Here is a 17,290-nt window from a genome sequence, read left to right as displayed (position 1 = left end):
GTTATCCTGACTGGCCTATCCTGCCTGCCCCAGGACAGTCCGGTAGATCCCGGTGTGGTCCAGGTCGCCGTCGCCTGCGTCCACCATGAGCTCGAAGGCGTTGCGGACGCTGGCGGAGAGAGGAAGCTTCAGCCCGCTGTCCTTGGCGATCTCGGCGATGAAGTTCAGGTCCTTCAGCTGGTTTTTCGCAGACCCGCCGCCCTCGAAGTCCCCGTCGATCCAGCGCTGCCCCTTCTGCCGGAGGACTTCAGAATCCGCCAGGCCGCCGGCCAGGATGGACTGCACCTTCCCAAGATCCAGCCCGGTGGCGGTCGCCACGGCCATCGCCTCGGCCAGCGCCGTAACGGTGGCGGACACGACGATCTGGTTGCAGGCCTTGACCGTGGACCCCGCACCGGCCTCGCCAAACCAGACCACCGTAGAACTGTAGAGCTCGAAGAGCGGCAGGAGGCGCCGCACGGTGCCCCGCGGTCCTCCGGCCATGGTGCTCAGCCGGCCCTCCTCGGCTCCGATGATGCCGCCGCTGAGCGGCGCGTCCACCACCGTCACCCCGTACCGGCTCCGGCAGTCCTCGGCGAACCGGGCCACGGCCACCGGGGACACTGTTCCGTGTATGACCAGGACAGGGTCCTCGATGCCGGCCGCCTTCCACCCGGCCAGCAGTCCGTCCGGACCAGGCAGCAGGTCGGCGACCTGCGGCAAGTCCGGCAGGACGGTCAGGACGACGCCGGCCGCAGCCTCCGCCGGGGTGCCGGCCAACTGTCCCCCGCCGATGGCCCTGGCCTTTTCCGCGGTGCGGTTCCAGAGCGTCAGGGGAACGCCGGCGGCCAGGATGTTGCGGGCGATCGGGGCGCCCATCGGGCCGGTGCCCATCAGGGCGACGGACGGTGGAACTTCGGGCGTCGCCTGATTTTGCGTGTCTGTCACTGCTTTGTCTGTCACTGTGCTCACGTCGTTAGAAGGGGATCAGGCCGGCCATGGCGGGCAGGAAGGTGCTGAACCACGGAACGGCGGCAAGCACCAGCAGCCCGATGAACACCGCGATGAGGTACGGCCAGAAGTGCTTGAGGCTCTTTTCCACCGTCTCGAGGCCGGTTGCGCAGGCAACGTAGAAGCCGACACCGGCCGGCGGAGCGAATGAACCGATGCCCATGGAGATGATCAGCACCATGGCGTACTGCACCGGGTTGACGCCGAATTCGGTGGCGATGGGCAGGAGCAGCGGCGCGAAGATCAGGACGGCGGGCAGGCCTTCGAGCAGCTGGCCCATGATGATCAGCAGCACGATGGTGAACAGCATGAAGAGCAGCGGTGAGTCGCCGAGGCCGGACATGAGGTCATGGATCTGCTGGGATACCCCGGCCAGGGCAAGGGTCTGGGCGAGGGGTGAGGCTGCGGCGATGATGAACAGAACCATGCCCGCCGTCGTCGTGGTTTCCCGCAGGGTATCGCCCAGCAGCCGCTTGCTGCCGCGGCGGTAGGCGGCGGCGAGCACGAAGGCGTAGGCGACGGCGACCGAGGACACCTCGGTGGGGGTGGCGAAGCCGCTGAGGATGCCCACCACCATGCCGACCGGAAGCAGCAGCGTGGGGATGGCGAAGAACGTAGCGGAGCCGCGCGCACGCCAGGTGGCCTTCGGGCTGGCGACGCCGCCTTGCTTCTTTGCGCGGAGGAAGACGAGCGCCATGACCACGAGGGCCAGGAAGGCGGCCGGAACGAAGCCGGCGAGGAACAGCGTGGTGGTGGAGATCGTGGTGATGGAGCCCATGATGAGCAGGACGATGCTCGGCGGGATGGTCTCACCCATGATGGCAGAGGCGGACAGCACAGCCACCACCTCGCCGCGCGGGTACTTTCGTTCCTCAAGCATGCCGCGCATGGTGGTGCCCACGGCGGCGACGTCCGCAACTTTGGAGCCGGAAATGCCGGAGAAGATGTACATGGTCACGACAACAACCTGCAGCAGGCCGCCGCGCAGGTGCCCGATGAGCGCATCCACCAGCTTGGCGAGCGGCAGGGTCAGGCCGGCGGAGTTCATGACGGTTCCCGCGAGGATGAAGAACGGAATGGCCAGCAGCACGAAGCCCTTGGCCCCCGACGCCATGCCGATCGGGATGGCGCTGACTTCAGAGATCCCGCCCAGGTAGAGGTAGATGCCGGACGCCAGTGCGAGGACGAATGCGATGGGCAGGCCAAGGAACAGCAGTGCGAACAGTGCAACCAGAACCACGCCGAGGAGGAGGTTGGGCGAGGCGTAGTAGAACAGCGGCTGGGACAGGATAACGACGGCGGCCAGGGCTGCGGTGATGCCCGCTGCCACCAGGACGGCGCGGCGCGGCTGGCGCCAGAGCTTCAGGACGGCGAACCAGGCAATGAGCACCATGCCGATGGAGAAGGGCAGCGAAACCCAGAACACCGGCAGCTGGAGGATCGGGGTCTTTTCCTCGAGCTGCTGGACCAGGGTGGGAACGAAGAGCGCAAAGGCGCCCGCACTCATGACGAAGACGAGGCAGTCGACGAGGGCTGCCAGGTACGGCTTCCAGTGTGCCGGAAGCCGCATGATCAGGGCCTGGACGGCCATGTGCGCACCCTTGGGATAGGCGATCGCACCACCGATGAAGGCGATGGTCAGCAGCGCAATTTCAGACACTTCCTGGGTCCAGAGCACAGAGTCACCCGTGGCGACCCTGACCGCGATGTTCAGCAGGATCACGACGAGCTCGGCGAGGATCGCCGCGCCTACGGTCCATTCCAGGGCCTTGTCCAGCCAGACCGCTCCACTCCAGCGCGGCGCGACGTGCCCGTGGTGAAGGATCTCTTCCGCATCAGACGGAAGGACCTCTTCGAGTTCCTTGGGGGCGAGTGTATGTTCCATGTTTTTCCAGACTGTCATCGTTGAGAGCGGGATGCTGAGTGCGGGGATGTTGTTTAGGGGATGGTGTTCGAGGGCCGGGGCGCCGGAGGGCGCTCCGGCCCTCGAAGGGGGTTACTTGGCTGCGGCGATCGCCTGGTCGAAGAATTCCTTGCCGATCAGCTTCGAGAAGTCCGGGTAGAGGCTCTTGGAAACGGCCTTGAACTGCTCAAGCCCGGCGGCGGTCGGCTCGTTGGCCTTCATGCCCTTGGCGGTCAGCTCGTCGAGCTGCTTTTTGGACTGCTCCTCGTCGTAACCGGTCTTGAAGGTGGCCGTCTCAGCCGAGGCGTCCGTCAGGATCTTCTTCTGGTCCTCGTTCAGCGAGTCCCACTTCTTGGAGGACAGGGCCAGGACCCAGGCGTCGTTGATGTGGTGCGTCAGCGAGACGTACTTCTGGACTTCCGAGAACTTGTTGGTCCACGGCACCTCGATCGGGTTTTCCTGTCCATCGATGGTTCCGGTCTGCAGGCCGGTGAAGACCTCCGAGAACGCCATGGTGGTGGGGCTGGCGCCCAGCTTGCCGAAGAAGTCCGTCCACAGCGGGTTGCCAGGCACGCGGATCTTCAGGCCCTTCAGGTCCGAGGGCTGCTCGATGGGGCGTTCGGAGTTGGTGATCTGGCGGCCGGTCCGGGTAAGGAAGGACAGGGCAACGGTGTTCTTTTCCTTGAGCTTTTCCTTCAGTACGTCGCCCGGCTTGCCCGCCAGGAACGCAGCTTCTTCCTTCGTGTCATCGAAGAGGTAGGGAATGCTGATCGCGTTCATTTCCGGCACCACCGACGCGTACACCGACGTCGACAGGATCAGTGCGTCCAGCGAGCCACCCTGCAGCCTCGTGACGGCGGCGTTCTGGTCCCCGCTGAAACTCGTACCGTTCGGCACCACCGTGACAACCACCGAACCGTTGGAGGTCTTCTTCACCTGGTCGGCGAAGTGCTGGGCGGAGACACCTACCGAGGAGGTCAGCGGATCCGGGATGGACAGCTGGACCTTGGCCACCGGCGAGCCGCCGCCGGGCGCTCCGGAGGCGCAGCCGGCGAGAACGGAGGCGGCGAGGGTGCATGCCAGCACTCCGGTGAGGGCGCGGGTCTTCGATTTCATGTGATGCCTTTCTTCATTGGAAGGAGTCTTGTGAATTGCTGGGTGAATTAGGAGGTCAGCGCGGCTTGGGTAACCAGCGCCTCGGTTTCGCGGCGCAGCTCGAGGGCCTGGGCGAGCGAGTCGTCCATGATGACGTCTTCCCAGCGGACGGTGGCACCCTTGGCGACGTCGGCACGCAGCTCGACGTGGTGCGCCAGGGCTACCGGCAGGGCGCCGATTTCGACGGAGTGCTTGGCAGAGACAAGCTTGCCCCAGACCGTGAAGCCGCCCTCGCCGTCGAGGAATTCGCCGGCCTTCAGGTCCTTCTTGGCGGTGGCGACGACGTCACCGAAGAAGCCGACGGGCGAGCCGGTCGCAATGCCGCGGAGGGCTGCGTTGGCGATGGACATGTTCAGCTCGAGGCCCACGTAGTGGTACGGGCGGTACAGGGCGGCGTACTGGCCGGTGGGGTCCGGGTGCCAGGGGTATTCATTGAAGCAGCCGGAGACGTAGCCGTTCGTGGCCTTGACCACCACGAAGACGCCTTCCTGGGTGTTGTGGCTGATCCAGCTGCCGTCGCGGTTGACGCTGGACATGACGTCCACGCTTCCCTCGTGCGCAAGGGCACCCCCGACGTCGGCCGGGCGGCAGATGGTGGCGATCTCTTCCACGTCGCCCGGGGTGAAGCTCAGCCCGTTGTCCGACGGCGTGAGGCCGGCGCCGTTGGCGACGGCTGCCATCTCGATTGATGCCTTGGTGCCGTCCCGGAAGGAGGTGTGCATGTACGGGTTGAGCTGGCCGGAGTCGGTGAGCTCCTTGGAGAACTCCCAGTTTTCCCAGACGTTGTCCGGGTTCATCTCGTGGTAGTGCTCGAGGTACTTTGCGCCCTTGCCGGCACATACGACGTCGAAGCCGCTGGTCCGCGCCCAGTCCACCAGTTCCATGATGAGGGCGGGCTGGTCGCCGTACGCCATGGAATAGACGACGCCGGCCTCTTCCGCGCGCTTGGCGAGGGCAGGACCCGCAAGGGCGTCGGCCTCGACCGTGACCATGATGATGTGCTTCTTGGTTTCGATCGCCCGCAGCGCGTGCTTGACGCCGACGATCGGGTTGCCGGTGGCTTCAACGATGACGTCGATGTCGACGTCGAACAGCTCATCGGCGTTTGCCACGATGGTGGTGGAGCGGTTCTCCAGGGCGGTGGCGATGTCCGGAGCGATCTGGTTCTGCGGCCAGCCGACCAGCTCGAAGGCGCCCTCAGCCCGCTTCACATTGATGTCAGCGATGGCCACAACGTGGATGCCGGGAATGTTGTTGGCCTGGGCGAGGTACATGGTGCCGTACCGGCCGGCCCCGATGAGGCCCACACGAATGGGACGGCCCTGGTTCTCGCGGTCGCTAAGAAGCTTGTGAAGGTTCATGGGGATCTCTCTGATTGATGTCAGACCGAAGAGAGACAACCTCCACCGTGGGGGCGGTGGAGCACCTCTTCGTCATTGCTGCTGTGATTTGGGTTACCGAGTGGAACCGGTTCCACTTTTGTACCAGTCAGTGTTAAGCTGTGTCAACAGATGTCGGTGAAGACCACCGGTTGCAAGGAGGAGCATTGAAGAAGGCGCCCACTATCCGCGATGTGGCGGCAGCGGCGGGGGTCTCGGTGTCCGTGGTGTCACGGGTGCTGAACCCGGACTCCGGCCCGGTCGCCCCGGCCAAGCGCGAACAGGTCCTGAGTGTTATCAGTGAACTCGGGTACCGTCCCCGCGCCGCGGCGCGCGAACTTAGCGCGGGCCATGCCCTCACCGTCGGCCTGGTGGTCACGGACCTCGCCAACCCGTTCTTCGCCCAACTGGCGGACCGCGTTGTATGGGAGGCCCGCAGCCACGGCGTGCAGGTGGTGGTCATGACCACTCAGGAGGACCCGCACCTTGAGGCGGAATCCCTGGACACGCTCCTGGACCGTTCGGTGGGTGGCGTCATCGCCACCCCAACCGGCGGAAACGTCGAGAAATGGGACCGCCTGCGGGACCTCGGCGTAAACGTGGTCTTCGTGGACCGCGCCATTGCCGAACTCAGCGACGTCGACGTCGTCAGCATCGAAAACTCCGACTCGGCCCGCCGCGCAACCGATCACCTCATCGCTCTGGGCCACGAGCGGATCGCCCTCATCACCGGCCCCGCCAGCACGTCCACCGGGCGTTCCCGGATCGGCGGTTATCGGGCCGCCCTTGAAAGCGCTTCAATAAGCCTCGACCCCATGCTGGTCCGAGACGTTCCCTTCCGCGGAGACGGCGGGGGTGACGCCGTCGGGTCCCTCCTGGCATCCCCGGACGCCCCCACCGGGCTGATCGTCGCCAATACCGCCCAGGTGCAGAGCTCAGTCCGGCGCCTCGTCCAGATGGGCGTGCGGATACCCGACGACCTCTCGGTTATCGTTTTTGACGACAACCCGTGGACCGAACTGACAAGCCCTCCGCTCAGCGTGATCCGGCAGCCGATCGGTATGCTGGCGGTGCATTCCCTCGAACTCGTCCTCGGCCGGATGCAGGGCCGGCTCCCCGCAGGTGCCAGGACCATCGAAGTCAAGGCGGATTTTGTGCCGCGCAGCAGCTGCGTTGCACCGGCCCGCCTCGTCGCCAGCAAGTCCGCAACCAGATAAGGAAAAGGAAAACCCATGACCGTAGTTGTCACCGCCATGTTCACACCCAAGGAAGGCGCCTTCGACGACGTCGTGGCCGCCCTGTCCCCCGCCATCGCGGAGGTCCACGAGGAGCCGGGCTGCGAACTGTACGCCATCCACGAAGCCCCGAACGGCCAGATCGTCATGATTGAAAAATGGGAAAGCGCCGAGCTCCTCGATGCCCACGGCGCCGGCGAGCCCGTCAAGCGCCTGAATGCCTCCCTTGAGGGACTCCTGGCAGAACCGGTGGAGGTGACCCGGCTGGCCGCAATCCCCGCCGGCACCAGCGCCCAGGGCGCCCTCTGACCTGAAGGCTCACGCCTGAAGAAAGCACGGCGGCCCTCGCCTTTCGCACGTTAGGCGGGGGCGGCCGTCGAACGTCTGACCACAAGCTCCGGGTCCACGAGCTCCGTCCGGACCGGCAGTTCCGGATCCTTCATGCGGCCCAGCAGGGCCTTTGCAGCCCCGGCACCCACCTCGCCGTTGCGGCCGTCGATGGTGGTCAGGCGCAGCAGATTCGCCGACGCGAGCGGCGAATTATCATAGCCGATCAGGGAAAGATCCTCCGGAATCCGCCGCCCCCGGTCCCGCGCCGCGGCCGCCACACCCATCGCCATCACGTCGTTGGCCGCAAAAATCGCTGTGATCGCGGGGTTCTGGTCCAACAGCCTCAGCGCACCCTCGTAGCCGTCCGGCTCCATCGTCTGCCCGTGGCCCTGCACTGTGTGCGGCCGCAGCCCGTGGCCGCGCATCGCGGCCTCAAACCCCTGCGCCCGCAGACGTGCGGCGCCGCCCCCGCCGGTCACATGCCCGATTTCCCGGTGCCCGAGCCCGACCAGGTGCCCGGTGGCCAGGCGGCCACCGGCTTCGTCGTCGTTGGCGACGATATCCGCCCCCGGGACCACGACGTCCCGGTTACCCGCCACCACCGCAGGAACGTCGACGGCGGCGAACATCTCCTCCGTGGGCTCGGTCGCGATCACTATGCCGTCCACCCGCAAGGACATGAGTCCGTCCACCGGCGTCCGGTCCAGGCGGGCGTTGAACGACGGGTCGGCGACGGCCACCCGGAAGCCGAGCGGGGCAAGCTCGTCGTGCAGCCCGCCCAGCAGGCTGACGAACCAGAGGTTCCGGTAGTCGTCCAGAACGACGCCGATGGTCCGGGACCGATTGCCGGCCAGGGTCGCTGCCGCCCGGCTCGGGCGATAGTTCAGCCTTTCGATGGCCTCCTCGACGGCGGCCCGGCGGGCGGCGGATACGCCCGGGGCGCCGCGCAGGACCAGCGAGACCAGGGATTTCGATACCCCGGCCGCGGAGGCAACGTCGTAAATGTTCGGGCGTTTTCCGGTCTCCTGGGTCACTCTGCAATTGTCGCCTATGCGCTGACCTTTTAAGGATATTGACAGGACAAAGTTCCGCCCCTATCGTGTTTATGGAGCGCTCCATTTTGCGTCCCACGTCACAGCGGCCGAGTCCCGCAAAGCCCGTTTCAAAGGAGAAAACCAATGCCCAAAGATCTCGGCGTAGCCGTCATCGGGGCGGGCATGGCCGGCAAGGCCCACGCCGCCGCCTTCCGCACCGCATCCGCCCTGTACAACCCCGTCCTGCCGCCGATCCGGCTCGTTTCCATCGGCGACGTTAACCCGGAGTTCGGTTCCCTTGCAGCACGGCGCTTCGGCTACGAGCGCAACGACACCTCATGGCAGGCCATCGCCGAGGCCGAGGACATCGACGTCATCAGCGTTGTCATCGCCAACTCGCTGCACCGGGAAGTCGTTGAGGGCCTCCTTGCCGCCGGCAAGCACGTATTGTGCGAGAAACCGCTGAGCGACACCCTGGAAGACGCCCGGGCCATGGCCGACGCCGCCCGCAGCGCATCCTCGATCGCCCGCATCGGGTTCACCTTCCGCCGCACACCGGGCATCGCCTACATCCGCGACCTGATCCGGAACGGGACCCTGGGCAAGGTGCTGCACTTCAGCGGCCGCTACTGGACGGACTACGGCTTCAGCCCGGAGGCGCCGATGAGCTGGCGCTACAAGGGCGGCCCCGGCTCCGGCGCGCTGGCCGACGTCGGAAGCCACCTGGCGTACGTTTCGGAGTTCCTCTGCGGCGACATCAAGTCCATCAGCGGCGGCCGCCTCAGCACTGCCATCGACAAGCGGCCTCTGCCGCTGGGCGCCGTCATCGGACACGACCACGCCGCCGTCAGCGACACCTATGAGGCCGTGGAGAACGACGACTACGCAGCCTTTTCCGCCGAGTTCGAAAACGGCGCCGGCAGCTTCGAAGTCTCCCGCGTGGCAGCCGGCCACGCGAACAGCCTCAACTTCGAGGTCTTCTGCGAGAACGGCTCCGCGAAGTTCGACCAGCGCCGCCCCGGTGAGATCCGGCTCTTCCTCAACGACGGCTCCGGCCACGAAAGCGGCTACCGCCAGGTCATCCTCGGCCCGGGCCACCCCTACATCGCCGGCGGCCTTGCCATGGACGCCCCCGAGGTCGGTTTCGGCCAGAACGACGCGTTCGCCTACCAGTCGCGTGCGTTCCTCGAAGAGGTCGCCGGCCTCAGCGAAGCGGAATCCCTGCCGCGCTGCGCCACCTTTGACGAAGGCGTCCGCAACATGGAACTGCTCGCCGCCGTCACCGAATCAGCCCTGAACAACGGAAAGATGATCACGCTATGAAGCTCGGCGTCTACAACGCGATCCTGCACGACCGCCCGCTGCCCGAGGCCCTGAAGGTCGTCGCCGGCCTGGGCCTGACCGGCCTTGAAATCAACTCCGGCGGATTCCTGCCGGCGGTGCACGTTCCCACCTTCGACGACATCCTCGAAAGCGACGCCGCGCGCGATGACTACCTGGCGATCTTCGAGGCCACCGGCGTCTCCATCGCGGGGCTTAATTGCAACGGCAACCCGCTGCACCCCAACCGCGCCATCGGCGACAAGCACGCCGAGGACATCCGCCGCTCCATCCGCCTGGCCCACCGCCTCGGACAGAACCGAGTGGTCACCATGTCCGGCCTCCCCGGCGGGGAACCCGGCGCCACCGTGCCGAACTGGATCGTCAACGCCTGGAACTCCGCAGCGCTGGACGTCCTCGACTACCAGTGGGGCGTCGCTGCCAAGTTCTGGAAGGAGACCGACCGGCTCGCCGCCGACCTCGACGTCAAGGTGGCCCTGGAACTGCACCCGCAGAACCTCGTCTTCAACCCCGCCGACGTGTACAAGCTGGTCGAATTGACCGGAGCCACCCACGTAGGCGTCGAGCTCGACGCCTCCCACCTGTTCTGGCAGCAGATGGATCCGGTGGCCGTGGTCCGCGAACTTGGCCCACTGGTCTTCCACGCAGCCGCCAAGGACGTGCGCGTCAACAAGGACACCGCCGCCATCTACGGTGTCCTCGACAACCGTTTCCGCCGGCTCTCCCCTGAGGAAAACCGGACCAACCTCGGCGGCGACGAGTGGGCCAACGAATGGCCCAAGCCCGCCGCCTGGGACTTCGTCGCCCTCGGCAAGGGCCACGACACCGCCTACTGGACCGAGTTCCTGCGCGCCCTCCACGAGGTGGACCCCGACATGCTCGTCAACATCGAACACGAAGACGTGGAACTGGGCCGCATCGAAGGGCTCGAAGTGGCCGCTGTGGTCCTAAGGGAGGCGGACGCAGCTTTGGCTGCCTCGCTGGTCGACCACTAACCGCCCCCGCAACACACGCACCACCACGGAAGCCTGCCGGCACCAGCCGGCAGGCTTCCGCTTTGTCCGGAGCCGCACGGCCCGCGGGTATCGTAGTTTTGACTTCGCTGCCACAGGTTCAACGGCCTGCCGCACCTCGGAAATCTCGCACCTGCCTTAGCCCCCGCAGGCCGCTGCCTGCAATATTGTGTCTGGGCTCGTGTCGGTGCTGCAAGCATTCGGTTCCGGCTGCTGGCGCTGGATTCTGCTCGCCACCGCCGCGCTGGTCACCGTCGTCATGCTCATGATTGTGGGCTGCTTCGTGACGTTTCGCGGTGCGGTTCGGCTCGCCTTCTGGGGCACCGGTCCCACCATGCTCGTCGCTGCAGTCTTGACCGCCGTCGGATTCCTCGTCTGCGTGTTCACGGCCGAGGAAACCAAGGGCATGTCGCAACAAAGGCGTGCCGTTCAGGTTTCCCACCTGGGCGGCACGCCTTTGTTTTCCCGGCCGGACGGCGGTCGAAGTCCATAGTCTCCGCGGAAATCGCCCAGCAACTGGCGCCGGCCCAAGAGCGCCGACCGGCGGGACCTTATTGACCTGGCGGCAGCCACGGCAGCCACGGCCGGCTCAGAGGCGCGGCTGGCTTCCAGTCGCTCCGATGAGCAGGACGTGCGGCGTCTTTTGAAGCTCGCCCAAGGGTTGGCCCCGCTGGTTGAGCCTGTGGTTTCGGCAGGCTCAACCAGCGGGGGCTAGCGGATGCCCTGGTCGGAGAATTTCACGACGTCCGCCGCGTTGGACTTGTCAACGATGGTGGGCCCGGTGAGCACCGGCTGCCCGCCGCCGAGCTTGAAGCCGCCCCGCTTGGCCTGCCACAGGGCGTCCACGGAACCGTAACCCTGGAGCCAGGGCTGCTGGTCCACCGTGAACAGCACGATGCCGTCCGCGATCTTCTGGGCAAGCTCCTTGTTCAGGTCAAAGGAGGCGACCTTCGCCGAGCTGCCCGCAGTTGCGACGGATTTCAGCAGTGTGAGCGTGACGGGTGCCCCCAGGCCGATGATGACGTCGGCGTCTTTGGCTGCCTGCAGCTTGGCCGTTGCCGTCGATTCCACGGACGTCATGTCGGCGCCGTTCACGTACAAGATCTCGGTTCCCGGGACCTTGGACTTCACACCGGCGCAGCGCGCTTCCAGCCCCACGTGCCCCTGGGCCTGGATAACGCAGATGGGGTGCTTGAAGTTCTCAGCCGCCAGCTTCTCACCCACCGCCTGGCCGGCGAGCTGTTCGTTGGAGCCGAAGTGCGTGAAGGCCCCGAGCTCCTTGGAGACGTCCTCACCGGCGTTCAGGCTGACGATGGGGATGCCAGCGTCAGAGGCCTTCTTGAGGGAATCCTTCAGCGCACCGGGCGTGGCCAGGGTGACGGCGATTCCGTCCACCTTCTGATCCACAGCCTGCTGGATCAGCTGCGCCTGCCGGCCCGCCTCGGGATCGTTGGTGTAGAGAAGCTCCACGTTGTCCTTTGCCGCGGCCTCCTCGGCGCCCTTCCGGACGGTGTCCCAGAAGGTGTCGCCCGCCGGAGCGTGCGTGATCAGCGCAATCTTCATGCGCGGAGTCGAGGCAGCCTGGCCCCCGCCGCCCCCGCTGTTGGATTCCGGCGCGCGTCCGCCCTGACTGGAGCATGCCGTCAAAGCCAGCATCGGGATTGCAACCGCGGCCACCGCTGCGCGGCGCCAAAAAAACTTCTTCACTGGTGATCTCCTTCGATCGTGTCCGGAAGACTGGGGGAACAACACCACTGCATCTTCCCAGCCGGAGAAGAGGGGTGTGACCGAGCGCATTTGGAGCGCTCCATTACTCGAGAATAGAAGCAGGAGTTTGTCCTGTCAATAATTCTATTCGGCCGGTATGGGCAGCGGCAGCCGCCCTTCAGCGCTGGTAGACGCCGGTCAGCGCTGCCGTGCCCAGCAGGTGACGGGCGAGGTCGGATCCCAGACCTGCGGGCTTCGCCCCTGTCCCTCCCGGCAGTTCCTCCACGTCCAGCGCATAGACCGTGACGATGTAGCGGTGCCGGCCGTGCCCGGGCGGCGGGGCCGCCCCCAGGTAGCCGCGGAAGCCGCCGTCGTTCTTCAGCTGCACCGCGCCGGGCGGGAGCTGCGGGCCGCCCTCGGCCCCGGCGCCCTCCGCCAGCGACGTGACATCTGCCGGGATGTTGAGGACCGCCCAGTGCCAGAACCCGCCGGCGCCCGGCGCGTCCGGGTCAAACACGGTCACGGCGTAGCTCCTGGTCCCATCCGGCGCCCCAGTCCAGCTCAGCTGCGGGGACTCATCCGCGCCGCCGGCATGCATCCTGCCGCTGCGCTGCGGCGGCGGCAGGGTCCCGCCATCCTCGAAGGACCGGCTGGTGAGCCCGAACGCGGGGACGTCCGGCAGGTTTGAAAACGGGCCCGGCGATGTCATGGCTGCTCCTCAGGTGGTGGGAACTTCGGCTTCCTCTGCTGCTGCTTCGACGTGATTGAGCTCAGCCCGGGTGGGCGGATTGGCACCGGCACGGGACACGGTGACTGCTGCCGCGCGGGAGGCGTGCGCCAGTAGGGCGGTGAGCCCCTCGGCCGGGAGCGCCCGCAGGTCTGCACGGTTCTGGGCGCCGGCCAGGCCGCGGTCCACCACCCCGGAAAGCAGCGCGGCCATGAAGGAATCCCCGGCGCCAACGGTGTCCGCCACCTCCACGCGGGGCGCGGCGAACTCTGCTTCACCCGCGGCGGTAATCCCCCACGGCCCGGCAGCGCCGCGCGTCACCACCACCATGGCCGGCCCCTCGGCGCCACCCAGCTGCAGCCAGCGCCGCGCGGACTCCAGCGGGTCCACACCGGGGTAGAGCCAGGCGAGGTCCTCGTCGGAGGCCTTGACGATGTCCGAGAGGACCACAAACTTTTCCGCCTGCCGGCGGGCGTATTCGGCGTCCGTGATGATGCTGGGACGGCAGTTGGGGTCAAAACTGATAGTCGCCGCCGGGTGGGCATGTTCGACGGCGGCCAGCACCTCTGCGGCGCCGGGCGCCAGCATGGTGGCGATGGAGCCGGTGTGCAGCAGAGTGGTCCCCTGGAGCATGAATGGCAGTCGTTCCGCCAGGCCGGGGAGCTCCCAGGCGAGGTCGAACGTGTAGGTGGCGGCGCCGTCGTCGTCCACCAGTGCGGTGGCCACGCTGGTGGGCAGCCCATCCGGGGCCTGCGGGAGCATGACGGAACTCGCCCGCAGGTGGGCGGCCACCGACTCACCGTAGGCGTCCCGGCCGTACCGGCCGACGAACTGCACCGGATGCCCCAGGCGGGCGAGCCCGACGGCGACGTTGAGCGGGCTGCCGCCCACATGGGCTTCGATTCCGGAGCTGCGCTGGACCACGTCAACGAGGCCCTCGCCGATAACAGTGAGCATGGTCATACTCTGCCAGAGAACGCCACCAGGCGCCCGGGTCCTCCCAAAGGAAGTTGTCCTGAAGCTAAGCCTTCTTCCCCGGCAGCGCGAGCTTGAAGACCTTCGCCCACGAGGATCCCACCTGCTTCAGCAGCGGCCCGGTGGTATACGGCAGGCCGTAGCGCTGGCAGATATCCTGCACTTTGGGTGCAACCTCCCCGTACCGGTTGGAAGGCAGGTCCGGGAACAGGTGGTGCTCGATTTGGTGGGACAGGTTTCCGGTCATGATGTGCATGAACTTGGAGCCGGAGATGTTGGCGGAGCCGATCATCTGGCGGACGTACCAGTCGCCGCGGGTCTCGCCCTCCACCATTTCCTCGGTGAAGGTGTCCGTTCCTTCCGGGAAGTGTCCGCAGAAGATCACGGCGTGGGCCCACACGTTGCGTACCGCGTTGGCGGTGAGCGTGCCGAAGAGGGCCTGCTTGCCCGAGCCCGTGAGCATGGCAACGGCCGGGGTGGCGGCGTAGTCCTTGGTGAACTGCTTGAGGGCCTTGACGCCGAGCGCCTTGAGGTCCCGGACCATGGCCTCCTTGGACTTCTTGCCCTCCTGGTATTCGACGAGCTCCAGGTCGTAGACCGCGATGCCCCATTCGAAAATCGGGGCGAGGATCGCGTTGTACAGCGGATTGCCCAGGGCGCGGGGGGTCCAGGGCTGGTCCTCGTCCATGCGCAGCAGGTTGTATCCGACGTCGTTGTCCTTGCCCACCACGTTGGTCCAGCGGTGGTGCAGGTCGTTGTGGGTGTGCTGCCATGAACGTGCGGGGGTCACGAAGTCCCATTCCCACGTGGTGGAGTGGATGTCCGGATCGCGCATCCAGTCCCACTGGCCGTGGAGGATGTTGTGGCCGATCTCCATGTTTTCCAGGATCTTGGCCAGGCTGAGCAGGCTGGTTCCCGTGACCCAGGCGGCCTTGTTCCGGCTCACCAGCAGCGTGGCGCGTCCCGCGATCTCCAGCCCGCGCTGGATCTTGATCACCCGCCGGATGTAGGCGGCGTCGGAGGCTCCGCGCTTGGCGAGGATCTCATCCTTGATGGCGTCCAGCTCGCGGCCGAGCTCTGCCACCTGCTCGTCGGTCAGGTGTGCGGCGGCGGGCGGGCGCACTGTGGGCCGGCCAGAGGCGGCCAGCGCCCCGGGCCGCGGTTTGGTAACCGGCTTGTCCGTGGAGTCGCTGGCGGCGGACTTCGTCGCGGCTGTGCGATCGGATATTGCAGTCATTCTTGTGATGCTCCTCAGATGTCGAGGTTAACGGGTCCGGCGGCTGCCGAAACGCACGTCTGGATTAGTTGGCCCGGATCACCGTGGACTTCGCCGGTGCGCAGGTCCCGGACCTGCCCTGCACGCAGGGGCAGCAGGCAGCTGTGGCAGATGCCCATGCGGCAGCCGCTGGGCATGAGGACCCCGGCGTCCTCGCCGACGTCAAGAAGGGGGGTATCGCCGTCGGCCTCAACCTCGCGGTCGGAGGCCTCAAAGGTGACCAGACCGCCGTCGTGCCCAGCGCCTGCCAGCAGGCTGGTGTTGAAGCGTTCGATGATGAGATTGACGGGGTCCGCCGCGAAGGGGCCTGTGGCCCCTTCTGCGCGGGCCGACTTGGAGTTCTTGGGATGGGCGGCCGCTTCGGCGGCCCACAGGGCTTCTGCGTCATCGAGGAATCCTTCCGGGCCGCAGGCGTAGGCAGCGCGGCGGCGCCAGTCGGGGCACAGGCTGTCCAGTCCGGCGGCCGAGCCGAAGTCCATCCGGCCACGCTCACCGGTAAACCAGTGGGTGACGCGGAAGTTGGGGAACTGGTCCGCGAGCTCGGAAAGTTCCTCGCGGAAAATGCTGTCCTCCGGCCTGCGGGCGGAATGAATCAGCACCACATCGGCGTCGGGGCGGTGCGGCACCAGCGTGCGGACCATGGACATCACGGGGGTGATGCCGCTACCGGCGGTGAGCATCAGGAGAGGCCTCGGATGTTCGGGGAGGACAAAGTCGCCCTGTGGCGGCGCCAGGAACAGGACGTCCCCGGGCCGGGTGTTGCGGACCAGAACCCCGGACACGGCACCCATGTCGCTCACGGTGATGGCGGGATCCTCCCCTGCGGGAGCGCTGAGCGAATAGGACCGCCAGTGCCGGACGCCGTCGAGCTCCACGCCGATCCGTGCCCACTGGCCGGCCTTATGGGCCTTCCAGCCACGGCCAGGCCGGAAATGGATGGTGGCTGAGTCCGGAGTTTCGGGGACAACTTTGGTGACTACCCCGCGCAGCTGCCGGGCGGAGAACACCGGGTCAAAGAGCGCCAGGATGTCTTCCGGCGCAAGGGGTGTGGTCAGAACAGACGCCGCGCGCGCCAATTTGCGGAGCCGGATCATGCTGTCCGCTTCCTGCCGGGCTCACCCATGTGTATCTCCTAGTGAAACCCATGATCGAAATATGTTGACTATCCCCCGACTACAAGAGTCCCCCATGCCGGTGCCGCTAGCAACCGGCGTCCGCATCGCGGGGCGCTGGACCACGCGGGACAGGCGTGGCAAGTTGCGGGCCATGTTCAATATTCCTCCGTTGCGACGTCTGCGAGCTTTTGCGGTAGATGATAAGCATACTTACCGCCGGAGTGCATGCACTCCCTCAGCCCACGTCAAAGCAACGAACGGACGCCGGAGTAGTTCCCGCCCCTAAAGCTGCAGCAGCTCCTGCACCAGCTCGCGGCACTTGCGGTAGGACGGCGCCTTCGGGTCGATGAGCGAGAAGTGGTCGCCCGGGACCTTAACCACCTGGACCGGCGCCCCGGCTGCGCGGGCGGCGGTGGCGTAGGCCTCGGACTGGCTCACCGGCACGGTGTCATCGTCAAGCCCGTGGACCGCGTACACCGGGATGGAGAGCGGCACGGCGCTCATCGGGTCCGCGTACTTGTGGCGCTTGGGGTACCTTTCGGCGGAGCCGCCCAGTAAGTTGCTGACGGCGCCGTTGCTGAGGTCGAGCCACTCCGCCTGCGCGAGGTTGAGCAGCCCGGACTGGCTGACCACGCCAGCCAGGTGGACGGCCTCACCGTTAAGGTTCCGGTCGACCTGCCGGTCGGCGTCGGCCGCGCCGAGTCCCGCAAGCCGGTCCCGGCCCGCCGCCCAGACGGCCAGGTGCCCGCCGGCGGAGTGCCCCAGCGCCACCACGCGGTTCAGGTCGAGGTCGTGCTCACCGGCCACCTCACGGAGCTTGTCGATCCCGGCGAGGACATCCTCGAACGTCCGCGGCCACCCGCCGCCGTTGCCGGCCCGGCGGTACTCCAGGTTCCAGGCTACGAGGCCGTGCGCCGCGAGGTCTTTCGCCAGCGGTTCGCCCAGTTCAGCGCCGTACTGTGAGCGCCAGTAGCCGCCGTGGATCACCACAACGATGCCTCGCGTGGATGGCTGCTTGCCGTTGCGCGAGGCGGGTGTTTCCGGCAGGAAGAGCTCGCCCCACTGGCTGGGGTGGTCACCGTAGTGGTACTTCTGCCGCTTCACTGCATC

16 protein-coding genes are annotated in these 17,290 nt (G+C 66.7%); 5 read left to right on the top strand and 11 right to left on the bottom strand.

Annotated elements, in window-relative coordinates; translation table 11 throughout:
• Positions 1–15: 15 nt before the first annotated feature.
• From ACTHQX_RS19430 to ACTHQX_RS19415, 4 genes are all read right to left on the bottom strand, one after another.
• A complete protein-coding gene (locus ACTHQX_RS19430; RefSeq protein WP_440158809.1) occupies positions 16–951 on the bottom strand; it encodes an NAD(P)-dependent oxidoreductase in 936 nt (311 codons plus the stop codon).
• 4 nt (positions 952–955) lie between these two features.
• Positions 956–2,875 carry a TRAP transporter large permease gene (locus tag ACTHQX_RS19425; protein WP_440158808.1) on the bottom strand — a complete coding sequence of 640 codons (1,920 nt, stop codon included), beginning with the start codon at positions 2,873–2,875 and terminating at the stop codon, positions 956–958.
• Between the two features lie 111 nt (positions 2,876–2,986).
• Positions 2,987–4,009 (bottom strand): DctP family TRAP transporter solute-binding subunit, encoded by a 1,023-nt coding sequence (locus tag ACTHQX_RS19420; protein WP_440158807.1) that lies wholly within the window; start codon positions 4,007–4,009, stop codon positions 2,987–2,989.
• Positions 4,010–4,056: 47 nt separating this feature from the next.
• Complete coding sequence (locus ACTHQX_RS19415; RefSeq protein WP_440158806.1) at positions 4,057–5,409, bottom strand: NAD(P)H-dependent oxidoreductase; 1,353 nt, start codon at positions 5,407–5,409, stop codon at positions 4,057–4,059.
• Positions 5,410–5,594: 185 nt separating this feature from the next.
• Between ACTHQX_RS19415 and ACTHQX_RS19410 the strand changes: the two genes are divergently transcribed.
• Both ACTHQX_RS19410 and ACTHQX_RS19405 read left to right on the top strand, forming a co-directional pair.
• Complete coding sequence (locus ACTHQX_RS19410) at positions 5,595–6,644, top strand: LacI family DNA-binding transcriptional regulator (protein WP_440158805.1); 1,050 nt, start codon at positions 5,595–5,597, stop codon at positions 6,642–6,644.
• A gap of 15 nt (positions 6,645–6,659) precedes the next feature.
• Entirely contained in the window at positions 6,660–6,971 is a 312-nt protein-coding gene (locus ACTHQX_RS19405; RefSeq protein WP_440158803.1) for a putative quinol monooxygenase, read from the top strand.
• A 50-nt stretch (positions 6,972–7,021) separates the two neighbouring features.
• Here the strand turns inward: ACTHQX_RS19405 and ACTHQX_RS19400 are convergent, their stop codons facing one another.
• Positions 7,022–8,026 (bottom strand): LacI family DNA-binding transcriptional regulator, encoded by a 1,005-nt coding sequence (locus ACTHQX_RS19400; protein WP_440158802.1) that lies wholly within the window; start codon positions 8,024–8,026, stop codon positions 7,022–7,024.
• Between the two features lie 144 nt (positions 8,027–8,170).
• Here ACTHQX_RS19400 and ACTHQX_RS19395 point away from each other — a divergent pair, with 144 nt between their 5' ends.
• The 3 genes from ACTHQX_RS19395 to ACTHQX_RS19385 all read left to right on the top strand — a co-directional run bounded on the left by ACTHQX_RS19395 (position 8,171) and on the right by ACTHQX_RS19385 (position 10,873).
• Complete coding sequence (locus tag ACTHQX_RS19395) at positions 8,171–9,349, top strand: Gfo/Idh/MocA family protein (protein WP_440158801.1); 1,179 nt, start codon at positions 8,171–8,173, stop codon at positions 9,347–9,349.
• A complete protein-coding gene (locus ACTHQX_RS19390) occupies positions 9,346–10,362 on the top strand; it encodes a sugar phosphate isomerase/epimerase family protein (RefSeq protein WP_440158800.1) in 1,017 nt (338 codons plus the stop codon). Before ACTHQX_RS19395 ends, ACTHQX_RS19390 begins: the two co-directional genes overlap by 4 nt.
• A gap of 199 nt (positions 10,363–10,561) precedes the next feature.
• Positions 10,562–10,873 carry a hypothetical protein gene (locus tag ACTHQX_RS19385; protein ID WP_440158799.1) on the top strand — a complete coding sequence of 104 codons (312 nt, stop codon included), beginning with the start codon at positions 10,562–10,564 and terminating at the stop codon, positions 10,871–10,873.
• Positions 10,874–11,091: 218 nt separating this feature from the next.
• On the opposite strand, the gene ACTHQX_RS19380 is transcribed toward ACTHQX_RS19385, so the two are convergent.
• From ACTHQX_RS19380 to ACTHQX_RS19355, 6 genes are all read right to left on the bottom strand, one after another.
• On the bottom strand, positions 11,092–12,087 hold the full coding sequence (locus tag ACTHQX_RS19380; RefSeq protein WP_440158798.1) for a substrate-binding domain-containing protein: 996 nt from the start codon (positions 12,085–12,087) through the stop codon (positions 11,092–11,094).
• A gap of 178 nt (positions 12,088–12,265) precedes the next feature.
• Positions 12,266–12,796, bottom strand: a complete 531-nt coding sequence (locus ACTHQX_RS19375; protein WP_190604136.1) for a YbhB/YbcL family Raf kinase inhibitor-like protein — start codon at positions 12,794–12,796, stop codon at positions 12,266–12,268.
• 9 nt (positions 12,797–12,805) lie between these two features.
• Positions 12,806–13,771: a carbohydrate kinase family protein gene (locus tag ACTHQX_RS19370; RefSeq protein ID WP_440158797.1), complete on the bottom strand. Its 966-nt coding sequence runs from the start codon at positions 13,769–13,771 to the stop codon at positions 12,806–12,808.
• 64 nt (positions 13,772–13,835) lie between these two features.
• Positions 13,836–15,026, bottom strand: coding sequence for a fatty acid desaturase family protein (locus ACTHQX_RS19365; RefSeq protein WP_440158796.1), 1,191 nt, complete (start codon positions 15,024–15,026; stop codon positions 13,836–13,838).
• 14 nt (positions 15,027–15,040) lie between these two features.
• Complete coding sequence (locus ACTHQX_RS19360) at positions 15,041–16,159, bottom strand: ferredoxin reductase (RefSeq protein ID WP_190604143.1); 1,119 nt, start codon at positions 16,157–16,159, stop codon at positions 15,041–15,043.
• A 303-nt stretch (positions 16,160–16,462) separates the two neighbouring features.
• Positions 16,463–17,284 (bottom strand): alpha/beta hydrolase, encoded by an 822-nt coding sequence (locus ACTHQX_RS19355; protein ID WP_236806141.1) that lies wholly within the window; start codon positions 17,282–17,284, stop codon positions 16,463–16,465.
• Positions 17,285–17,290 lie beyond the last annotated feature (6 nt).

Origin of the sequence: Arthrobacter sp. SAFR-023 (assembly GCF_051965295.1) — a bacterium.
Taxonomy (GTDB): domain Bacteria; phylum Actinomycetota; class Actinomycetes; order Actinomycetales; family Micrococcaceae; genus Arthrobacter.
Note: the sequence above shows the minus strand (reverse complement) of the source record. Positions and strands in the feature narration are given on the sequence as shown.